Here is a 10,202-nt window from a genome sequence, read left to right as displayed (position 1 = left end):
CTGGTGGGAGGGGGAAAAAGGGGGCTCAGTCCGCCGCCGGGCCGCCCCAAGGCGGACTGGGCCCCCTCGGGGGGCAGCGAGTACACGAAGTGACGGAGCGTGGGGCCTATTCATGCGGCCTGCTTGATGCGGTCGCGCAAGGACTGGATCTGCTGCGTGAGTGCGACGAGTTCGGGCACCGAGCATTCCGAGGCCGCCATCAGGCAGCCGGGCACGTGGGCGGCGCGTGCCTTGAGCTTGCGGCCCGCGGCCGTGAGGCTCACATGCACGCGGCGCTCGTCGGCCACGTCGCGGATGCGGGCCACCAGGCCGTTGGCCTCGAGTCGCTTGAGCAACGGCGTCAGCGTGCCCGAGTCGAGCGACAGCCGCTCGCCGAGTTCGGACACCGTGAGGCCGTCGCGCTCCCACAGCACCAGCAGCACGAGGTACTGCGGATAGGTGAGGCCGAGCTTCTCGAGCAGCGGCTTGTACAGCCGCGTCATCGCGAGCGAGGCGGAATACATCGCGAAGCAGAGCTGGTTGTCCAGCTTCAGCAGTTCGTCGGTGGAGAGCGGCGCGGAGGGCATGAGGCGAATTGTAGCGAGCAATTAAATTGTGCGCAATATAAATAAATCTCCAAGGCAGCCTGCAGCCCCCTCGGGGGGGCTGCGACCCACACGCAGTGGGGGAGCGTGGTGGGGGCCCGTTCAGGGCTGCATCAGCGCCTCGGCCACGGCCTGGAAGGCGGGCAGGGTCAGCGGATCGTTGGCGCCGTTGGCGGCCACCGGATGCGCGGCGTAGCGCACGATCACCATTTCGGCCTTCGGATCGACGTAGATGCTCTGGCCGTGGATGCCGCGCGCCATGAAGGCGCCGTTCGGGTTGTTCGTGATCCACCACATGTTCCGGTACGACCAGCCCGGCAGCAGCGTGTAGCCGGCCTTCGCGAACTTGGCCGGGTCGCCGCCGCGCGTGATGTCGGCCACGGCCGCCTTGGGGATCGCCTGCTGCCCGTTGGGCGCGCGGCCGCCGTTGCGCATCGTCTCGCCGAAGCGCGCCAGGTCGCGCAGCGTGGTATTGAGGCCGCCGCCGMCCGATTCGGTGCCGATGCGGTCGATCATGAAGTAGGCGTCCTGCTCGGCGCCGATGCGGCGCCAGATCTTCTCGCTCATGAGATCGGCCAGCGACTGGTTGCTGGCGCGGCGCAGGATCCAGGCCAGCACCTCGGCGTTGACCGTCTTGTAGGCGAAGGCTTCGTCGTGCGCGCCTTCCTTCTTCAGCGTGACGAGGAATTCGTAGAAGGACTTGGGGCCGGTGTAGTTCGGGCCCTGGGCGAGCATGCCGCCGGCGCGCGCATAGTCCCAGACCTCGGCCTTGGCATCGGCGTAGTTCTCGGAGTAGTGCACGCCGATGGTCATGTCCATGACCTGGCGCACCGTGGCGTCGCCATAGGCCGTGCCCTTGAGTTCGGGCAGGTACTGGGTGACCGGCGCCGACGGGTCGAGCTTGCCCTCGGCGACCAGGATGGCCGCGAGGGTGCCGACGAAGGACTTGGTGACCGACATCCCGAGGTGCGGCCGTTCGGGCGTGAGCGCGCCGAAGTACTTCTCGAAGACCACGTTGCCGCGGTGCAGCACCAGGATGCCGTCGGTGTAGGTGCGGGCGAGCATGTCGCCGAAGTTGAGCGGTTCGCCGCCCATCGCCTTGAAGGAGATGCCTGAGAGATCGCGCGGCGCCGCCGGCAGCGGGCTCGGCAGGCCGCCGCCGCGCCAGACGTTGGCGGTGGGCACGGTCTCGCGCACGTGCGAGTAGACCCAGCGGGTGCGCGGGTAGACGCCGCCCGCCGGATTGTCGAAGGTGATCTGCTTGTCGGCCGCCGGCGGGAAGCCCTGCATCCAGCCGAGAGTGCCGACCGAAGTGGCGGCCGGATCGGGCAATGCGGGGGCCGCAGGGGCCGCGGCGGTCTGGGCGTAAAGGGCGCTCATGGCGGTCAGGCTGAAGGCGACGGCAAGCGCCGCAGGTGCGAAACGGAAAGACGAAGGCATCGGAAAGCTCCTGTGAAGTTCATCAACGACCACTGAAACGCGCCGGTCGGCGCTCGATGAAGGAGCGCACGCCCTCGGCGGCATCCTCGCTGTTCGCGAGCCGCTTCTGCGTCTCGATGAATTCCGCCATGGCAGCCAGCGGACCCTCTTCGATCGCCTTGACCACGTTGCGCCGTGTCGCCACCACGGCCAGCGGCGCCTGCGCGGCGATGCGCTGCGCCACGGCCAGCGCCTCGTCGAGCTCCTGGCCGGCCGGCACCACCTTCTGGACGAAGTTGAGCCGGAATGCCTCGGCGCTGCCGAACTCGTCGGCCGTCAGCAGATGCAGCATGGCGTTGCCCAGGCCGGCGCGCTCCGCCATGCGCAGGGTGGCGCCTCCCGTGGCCATGATGCCGCGCTGCACTTCCATCTGCGAAAAGCGGCAGTTGTCGGCCGCGATCACGATGTCGGCGCCCAGCATCAGCTCGATGCCCACGGTGAAGCAGATGCCCTTGACCGCGACCACCATCGGCTTGCTGCGGCGGCGATAGCCGGGTGTGCCGAAGTCGTGCGGCTCGACCAGGCCCGGCGGCACCGCTTTCTCGCCGCGCTTCATGAACTCGGTCACGGCCGGCAGGTCGAGCCCGGCCGTGAAGTGATCGCCGAAGGCGTGCAGCACGCCCACGCGCAGCGCCGGATCGTCGTCGAGCCGGGTGTAGGCCTCGGCCAGCTGCCGGAACATGGCTGGCGTCCAGCCGTTGCGCTTGGCAGGGCGGTTGATGCCGATCAGCAGCACGTGGTCGAGCACCTGGGTGTCGATGCAGCCTTCGGCGGGCGGATTGCTGGGTGTCGCGGTCATGGGGTCTCCTTTGTTATGGGTGCGGGTCTGGCGCTTCCCCGTCGGGGGCCGCCTCGGAACCGGCTTCGCCGGGCCGAAGGGCGGCGCCCCCTGGAAGGGGGGGCGGCTACACGAAGTGAGCCAACCTGGGGGTCAGTACATATACACGCCGCGCTTGGTCTTGCGTCCCAGCTGTCCGGCCGCCACCATTTCCTTCAGCAGCGGGCACGGCCGGTACTTCGAGTCCCCGAACTGCTCCAGGTAGACCTCCATCACCGCCAGGCAGACGTCCAGGCCGATCATGTCGGCCAGCGCCAGCGGGCCGATCGGCTGGTTGCAGCCCAGCTTCATGCCGGCGTCGATGTCCTCGGCGGTCGCCAGGCCCTCGGCCAGCACGAAGAAGGCCTCGTTGATCATCGGCACCAGGATCCGGTTGACCACGAAGCCCGGCGCGTTCTTCACCGTGATCGGCGACTTGCCGAGCCTGACCGCCAGTTCCTTCACCGCGTCGTGGGTGGCGTCGCTGGTCAGGTAGCCACGGATGATCTCGACCAGCGCCATCATCGGTACCGGGTTGAAGAAGTGCATGCCGATGAAGCGGTCGGCGCGCGAGGTGGCGGCGGCCAGCTGGGTGATCGAGATCGAGGAGGTGTTCGACGCGATGATCACCTCGGGCGCCAGCAGCGCGTCGACCTGCTTGAGGATCTTGAGCTTGAGTTCGTGGTTCTCGGTCGCGGCCTCGATCACCAGCTGGGCCGACTTCAGGTCGTCGTAGTTCGTCGAGCCCTTGATCAGCGCCAGGGCCGCGTCCTTCTGGGCCGCCGTGAGCTTGTCCTTCTTGATCAGTCGGTCGAGGCTGCCAGCCACGGTGGCGACACCCTTGTCCACCGCGGCCTGCGCGATGTCGACCATGACGACGTTGACGCCTGCGACCGCGCAGGCCTGGGCGATGCCGTTGCCCATCGTTCCCGCGCCAATGATGCCGACTGTCTGGATAGCCATGAGAAATACTCCTTGAACTGAAAAATGAAAGGGGAGGACCCCGCCCCGGGGCAGGAACCGTGATCGGGATTGTGGAACAGAGCGCGGCCGGCCGGGTTCCCGTCCGTGACAGCGCCGGAGGCCGCGCGAGTGATTTAAAGTGCCGCGTTCACTCCCTCAKTTACGGACCCGCACCCATGACCACCCTCGGCACGCCCCTGTCCCCCTGCGCCACCCGCGTGATGCTGCTCGGCTCCGGCGAGCTCGGCAAGGAGGTGCTGATCGCCCTGCAGCGCCTCGGCGTCGAGACCATCGCGGTCGACCGCTACGAGAATGCGCCCGGCCAGCAGGTGGCGCACCACGCCCGCACCATCACCATGAGCGACCCGGCCCAGCTGAAGGCGCTGATCGAGGCCGAGAAGCCGCAGCTCGTGGTGCCCGAGATCGAGGCCATCGCCACGCCGATGCTGCAGCAGCTGGAGGACGCCGGCGTGGTGCGCGTGATCCCGACCGCGCGGGCGGCCCGGCTCACGATGGACCGCGAGGGCATCCGCCGCCTGGCCGCCGAGACGCTGGGCGTGCCGACCAGCCCCTACAGGTTCTGCGATTCGCTGGCCGAACTGCAGGCGGCGATCGATGGCGCGAACGGGGAGGCGATCGGCTACCCGTGCGTCGTCAAGCCGGTGATGAGCAGCTCGGGCAAGGGCCAGAGCAAGATCGACGGCCCGGCCGATGTGGAGAAGGCCTGGGACTACGCGATGGCCGGCGGCCGCGTSAGCCACGGCCGGGTGATCGTCGAGGGCTTCATCGACTTCGACTACGAGATCACGCTGCTGACGGTGCGCGCACTCGATGGCACCGGCGCCGTGCAGACGCAGTTCTGCGAGCCGATCGGCCACCTGCAGGTGAGCGGCGACTATGTCGAGAGCTGGCAGCCGCATCCGATGGCGCCGGCCGCCTTGCAGCGGGCGCAACAGATCGCGCAGGCCGTGACGGCCGACCTCGGCGGCCAGGGGCTGTTCGGCGTCGAGCTGTTCGTGAAGGGCGACCAGGTCTGGTTCAGCGAGGTCAGTCCTCGGCCGCACGACACCGGCATGGTGACCATGGCGACGCAGTGGCAGAACGAGTTCGAGCTGCACGCCCGCGCGATCCTCGGGCTGCCGGTGGACACCACGCTCAAGAGCCCGGGCGCCAGCGCCGTGGTCTACGGCGGCGTCGACGCCGCCGGCATCGTCTTCGACGGCGTGGCCGAGGCGCTCGCGGTGCCGGGCGTCGACCTGCGCCTGTTCGGCAAGCCCGAGAGTTTCACGAAGCGGCGCATGGGCGTGGCGCTGGCGCACGCGTCGGACATCGACACGGCGCGCCGCAACGCCCGCGAAGCCGCGTCGCGCGTGAAGCCGCGCCAAGCCTGATTCCTTCAACCTCGGAGCCACTGATGCTGCATCCCCAAGCCAAGGCCTTCATCGACCTCCTCGAGCAGCGCGGCGTGCCGCCGACGCACACGCTGACGCCGGCCGACGCGCGCAAGTTCTACCGCGAGCGGCGCGCCATCACGCAGCCCGAGCCCGGCGAGGTGGCCGAGGTGCGGGAGCTGCAGGCCGACGGGCTGCACGGACCGATCCCGATGCGGCTCTATCGGCCGCGAGGCTCCGCGGCCGCCAGCGTGCTGCCGGTGCTCGTGTACTACCACGGCGGCGGCTGGACCATCGGCGACCTCGACACCCACGACACGCTGTGCCGCGAGCTGTGCAACCTGTCGGGCTGCGCGGTGGTGGCGGTCGACTACCGCATGGGCCCGGAGCACCGCTTTCCGGCGGCGGTCGACGATGTGCTTGCGGCCACGCGCTGGGTTCGCCGGGAAGCCGCTGCGCTCGGCATCGATCCTGCTCGGCTCGCGGTCGGGGGCGACAGCGCGGGCGGCAACCTGGCGGCCGTCGTCGCGATCGCGGCGCGCGATGCCGGCGACCTGCCTGTCGCTTTCCAGCTGCTGATCTATCCGGCAACCGACATGCGCTGCGTCCATCCGTCGCACACCAGCAACGGCCAGGGCTACCTGCTGACCAGCGACACCATCCGCTATTTCCATGACCAGTACATCACCGATGCGGCGCATGACCTCGACTGGCGCGCCTCGCCGCTGCTGCGCGAGGACCTCGCCGGCCTGCCGCCGGCCCTGGTGCTGACCGCGGGCTACGACCCGCTGCGCGACGAGGGCCTGGACTACGCGCGGGCGCTCACCGCCGCCGGCAACCGCACCAGCTACGTCTGCTTCGAGCGCCAGATCCATGGCTTCATCACCATGGGCCGGCTGCTCGACGAGGCCAATGCCGCCGTTTCGATGTGCGCGGCCGAACTGCGCCGAGCGCTCGAGCTTCGAGGCTAAGGGAAAGTCCCCGCGCAATCGCCGGCACCGGACCGGCGTCCCCCGCTACGATCGTCCGATGGCGACGCCGGCCACCGGGCCGTCCGTCGCCGAGCGGAGGAGAAGGCATTGGTCAACAGGCTACCGAAGCATGCGCCGCGCGGCGAGCACCGCGACGAGCGCCTCATGTGGATCACACCGCAACGCGTCTTCTACGCCGGCCTTCTGGGCCCGGCGACGGAACGCACCATGGGCGGCCACGGCATCTACCTCTCGCCCACCGGCACGCCGCTGCGCATCCGCATCGGCGGCGGCGCCTGGCAGAGCGGCGAGCTGATCGTGGTGCCGCCGCAGGTGCCGCACCAGGTGGAGACCGAGCACCGGACCATCCTCAGCCTGCTGATCGAATCCGAATTCGTCGATCCGGCGCAGATGCCAGACTTCCTGCAGCGCTGCGGTCCGGTGGAGGCGCCGGCCTTCGTGCGGCGGGTGCGTGACGTGCATGCGCAGCTGGCCGAAGCCTCGGGGCGCGAGAGCTTCGATCGTTTCGATTTCGACGCGCTCTTCTTCGGCGGCCCGCTCGCGCCGCGGCCGCTCGATGCGCGCATCCGCAGGGTGATCGAGCGCATCAACGCCGATCCCGCGGCGCCAACCTCGGCCGACGAATGCGCGGCCGCCATCAAGCTTTCGTTCTCGCGCTTCCTGYACCTCTTCACGCAGGAGACCGGCCTGACCTTCCGCGCCTTCCGGGCCTGGAAGCGCGCCCGCAGCCTGCTGCGCCACGTGCGGCAGAGCGCCACGCTGACCGACATCGCGCTCGACACCGGCTATCCGGACTCGACCCATTTCAGCCATTCGATCCGCCAGGTGTACGGCCTGCGACCCAGCGACATCGTCGCGGGATCGCGGCGGCTCGCCGTGCACCAATGAGGCGCGGGACCGCCCGCGAGGCGCCGATGCGGGACAACCCTCTGCGCCGCGCGCACCAGTCACCGCTATAAACCGCGAACCCCGGACGAGACCCCCTCTTGCAAATACTCCAGCTCCTGCTTTCAGGCATCGCTCAAGGCTGCATCTACGGCCTGATCGCGCTGGGCTTCGTGCTGATCTACAAGGCCACCGAGACCGTGAGCTTCGCGCAAGGCGAGCTGATGATGGTCGGCGCCTTCTGCGCTTTCGCCGGCATGTCGCTGTTCGGGCTGCCCTTCTGGCTGGCCGCGCTGCTGGCGGTGGCCGCCATGGTCGCCTTCGGCGTGCTGCTCGAACTGGTGGTGATCCGGCCGATCCTGGGCCAGCCGCAGTTCTCGATCGTGATGCTGACGATCGGCATCGGCTACGTGGCGCGCGGGCTGGTCACGATGATCCCGGGCATCGGCACCGACACCCACACGCTGCCGGTGCCCTACAAGGACCAGATCTGGAAGCTGGGCGAGCTGGTGGTCAACCTCGAGCAGCTGGCCATCATCGTCGCCACCGCGGTGCTGTGCGGCCTGCTGTTCGCGATGTTCCGCTACAGCAAGCTCGGCATCGCGATGCAGGCCTCGTCGCAGAACCAGCTGGCGGCCTATTACATGGGCATCCCGGTCAAGCGCCTCAACGGCCTGGTGTGGGGGCTGGCCGCGGCGGTGGCGGCGATCGCCGGCATGCTGCTGGCGCCGATCACCTTCGTGCACGCCAACATGGGCTTCATCGGCCTCAAGGCCTTCCCGGCCGCGGTGGTGGGCGGCTTCGGCAGCCTGCCGGGCGCGATCGTCGGCGGGCTGGTGATCGGCATCGTCGAGTCCTTCGCGGGCTTCTACYTGCCCGACGGCTTCAAGGACACGGCGCCGTACATCGTGGTGCTGGTGATGCTGATGGTGAAGCCCAATGGCCTCTTCGGCGAAAAGCTGCGCAAGAAGGTCTAAAGCCCACCATGCGCTTCATCTTCAAGACCAGCTACGCCCAGGACATCGATCTCGCCAAGCATGGCGGCCAGGTGTTCTGGTACAGCCTGCTCGGCTTGGCGCTGATCGCGGCGCCGTGGGTGGTGCCCGAGTACTGGCTGGCACAGCTGACCTTCGTGCTGATCTACGGCATCGTCGGCCTCGGCCTGATGCTGCTGGCCGGCTTCACCGGACAGTTCTCGATCGGGCACGCGGCCTTCCTCGGCACCGGGGCCTACACGCAGGCGGTGTTGAGCAACATGGGGGTGCCGTTCCCGATCGCGCTGGTTGCCGCGGCGGCGCTGTCGGCCGCGGTCGGCGTGGTGGTTGCGCTGCCGGCGCTGCGCGTGAAGGGCATCTACCTCGGCATCGCGACGCTGGCCTTCGGCTTCATCGTCGAGGAGGTGTTCGCGCGCTGGGAGAGCGTCACCGGCGGCAACTCCGGGTTGCACGTGAAGTCGGCCAGCCTGCTCGGCTGGGAGCTGAACTCGAGCGAGAGCTTCTACCTGGTGTGCCTGGTCATCGCCGTGCTGTGCACGCTGGCGATCCTGAACCTGTTGCGCTCGTCCACCGGCCGCGCCTTCGTCGCGATCCGCGATTCCGAGATCTCGGCCCAGAGCATGGGCATCCACCTGGCGCGCTACAAGACGATGTCTTTCGCGATCTCGGCCGCGCTGGCCGGACTCGGCGGCGCGCTGTACGCCCACAAGCTGAGCTTCATCGCGCCGGACCAGTTCAACATCCTGCAGTCGATCGACCTGCTGCTGCTGGTGGTGATCGGCGGCCTCGGTTCGGTGCACGGCGCCTTCCTGGGCGCGATCTTCCTGATCGCGATGCCGCAGCTGATCGCATCGGCCAAGGACTGGCTGCCCCCCGCCATCGGGCAGGCGCCGGGCCTGCAGGGCCTGGTCTACGGACTGGTGCTGATCGCCTTCGTGCTGTTCGAGCCGCTCGGCCTCTACGGGCGCTGGCTCAAGGTGCGCACCTGGCTGCAGCTGTTCCCGTTCTATCGCCGTGGCCTCTTCAAGCGGCAGAAGTCGTTCACCAAATCGGACCGCTTGAGATGAGCGCCGACATCCTGCTTTCCGCCAAGGACCTGAGCGTGCGCTTCGGCGGCGTGCTGGCGGTCAACAAGGTCAGCTTCGAGGTCCGGCGGGGCGAGGTCTTCACGCTGATCGGTCCGAACGGCGCGGGCAAGACCACCGTGTTCAACCTGATCAGCCGCATCTACACGCCGACCACCGGCGAGATCGTCTGGCACGGTGGCGCCGAACCGCTGGCGCTGACGCAGCAGGCGCCGCACGAGATCGCGGCGCTCGGCATCGCGCGCACCTTCCAGAACATCGAGCTGTTCGAGCACGCGACCGTGCTGCACAACCTGCTGATCGGTCGCCACACGCACCGCCAGACCGGCTTCTGGAGCGAGCTGTTCTTCACCCCTGCCACGCGCCGCGCCGAGATCCAGGCGCGCGAGAAGGCCGAGCAGGTGATCGACCTGCTCGACCTGCAGCACCACCGCGATTCGATGGTCGCGGGGCTGCCCTACGGCGTGCGCAAGGTCGTGGAGCTGGCGCGGGCGCTGTGCACCGAGCCCAAGCTGCTGCTGCTGGACGAACCGTCGTCCGGATTGAACGTGGAGGAGACCGCCGACATGGCGTTCTGGATCCAGGACATCCAGCAGGAGCTCGGCATTTCGGTGCTGATGGTGGAGCACGACATGTCGCTGGTGTCGAAGGTGTCGGACCGGGTGCTGGCGATGAACATGGGGGAGGCRCTGGCTTCGGGGACGCCTTCGCAGGTGCAGTCGGATGCGCGGGTGATCGAGGCGTACCTCGGGACTGTCGATGACGTGAGCAGCTTGCGGAGGGTGGCTTGATGTTCTCGTTGTTTTTCGTTGTCGTTGGAAGCGCGCCCGTCACGCGGTACGGGCCGAACGACCCCACTGCGCCGGCCCTTCGGGCTCCCTTCCGGTGCTCGCTTCAGGCGGGGTCCGCGCAAACTCGCTTCGCTCAAACACGCGCGGCCCTTTTTCCGCCTGAAGCTGCGCTCCTCAGCGGCGCAGAGGGGATCGCCCGTCCCGCACCGCATGCCGGGCT

General features: G+C 68.6%; 10 protein-coding genes. 6 read left to right on the top strand and 4 right to left on the bottom strand.

Annotation, left to right across the window (positions count from 1 at the left end; all coding sequences use genetic code 11):
* Positions 1-110: 110 nt before the first annotated feature.
* From AC1D2K_RS20955 to AC1D2K_RS20940, 4 genes are all read right to left on the bottom strand, one after another.
* On the bottom strand, positions 111-566 hold the full coding sequence (locus AC1D2K_RS20955) for a MarR family winged helix-turn-helix transcriptional regulator (protein WP_478090754.1): 456 nt from the start codon (positions 564-566) through the stop codon (positions 111-113).
* 120 nt (positions 567-686) lie between these two features.
* Positions 687-2,024: a serine hydrolase domain-containing protein gene (locus tag AC1D2K_RS20950; RefSeq protein WP_478090753.1), complete on the bottom strand. Its 1,338-nt coding sequence runs from the start codon at positions 2,022-2,024 to the stop codon at positions 687-689.
* Positions 2,025-2,046: 22 nt separating this feature from the next.
* A complete protein-coding gene (locus AC1D2K_RS20945; protein WP_478090752.1) occupies positions 2,047-2,862 on the bottom strand; it encodes a crotonase/enoyl-CoA hydratase family protein in 816 nt (271 codons plus the stop codon).
* Positions 2,863-2,994: 132 nt separating this feature from the next.
* A complete protein-coding gene (locus AC1D2K_RS20940; RefSeq protein WP_478090751.1) occupies positions 2,995-3,843 on the bottom strand; it encodes a 3-hydroxybutyryl-CoA dehydrogenase in 849 nt (282 codons plus the stop codon).
* A gap of 176 nt (positions 3,844-4,019) precedes the next feature.
* Between AC1D2K_RS20940 and purT the strand changes: the two genes are divergently transcribed.
* The 6 genes from purT to AC1D2K_RS20910 all read left to right on the top strand — a co-directional run bounded on the left by purT (position 4,020) and on the right by AC1D2K_RS20910 (position 9,982).
* Positions 4,020-5,234 carry a formate-dependent phosphoribosylglycinamide formyltransferase gene (gene purT / locus AC1D2K_RS20935; protein WP_478090750.1) on the top strand — a complete coding sequence of 405 codons (1,215 nt, stop codon included), beginning with the start codon at positions 4,020-4,022 and terminating at the stop codon, positions 5,232-5,234.
* Positions 5,235-5,257: 23 nt separating this feature from the next.
* Complete coding sequence (locus AC1D2K_RS20930; RefSeq protein ID WP_478090749.1) at positions 5,258-6,205, top strand: alpha/beta hydrolase; 948 nt, start codon at positions 5,258-5,260, stop codon at positions 6,203-6,205.
* A gap of 165 nt (positions 6,206-6,370) precedes the next feature.
* Positions 6,371-7,114 (top strand): helix-turn-helix domain-containing protein, encoded by a 744-nt coding sequence (locus tag AC1D2K_RS20925; RefSeq protein WP_478090755.1) that lies wholly within the window; start codon positions 6,371-6,373, stop codon positions 7,112-7,114.
* Positions 7,115-7,212: 98 nt separating this feature from the next.
* Complete coding sequence (locus AC1D2K_RS20920; RefSeq protein WP_478090748.1) at positions 7,213-8,088, top strand: branched-chain amino acid ABC transporter permease; 876 nt, start codon at positions 7,213-7,215, stop codon at positions 8,086-8,088.
* 8 nt (positions 8,089-8,096) lie between these two features.
* Positions 8,097-9,173 carry a branched-chain amino acid ABC transporter permease gene (locus AC1D2K_RS20915; protein WP_478090747.1) on the top strand — a complete coding sequence of 359 codons (1,077 nt, stop codon included), beginning with the start codon at positions 8,097-8,099 and terminating at the stop codon, positions 9,171-9,173.
* The gene (locus AC1D2K_RS20910) at positions 9,170-9,982 is read left to right on the top strand and encodes an ABC transporter ATP-binding protein (RefSeq protein ID WP_478090746.1); all 813 of its coding nucleotides are present in this window, start codon (positions 9,170-9,172) and stop codon (positions 9,980-9,982) included. The genes AC1D2K_RS20915 and AC1D2K_RS20910 overlap by 4 nt, the downstream gene beginning before the upstream one ends.
* Positions 9,983-10,202 lie beyond the last annotated feature (220 nt).

The sequence above is a fragment of the Variovorax sp. P1_H12_2 genome (assembly GCF_056405335.1).
This window is presented reverse-complemented; position numbering and strand designations above follow the sequence as displayed.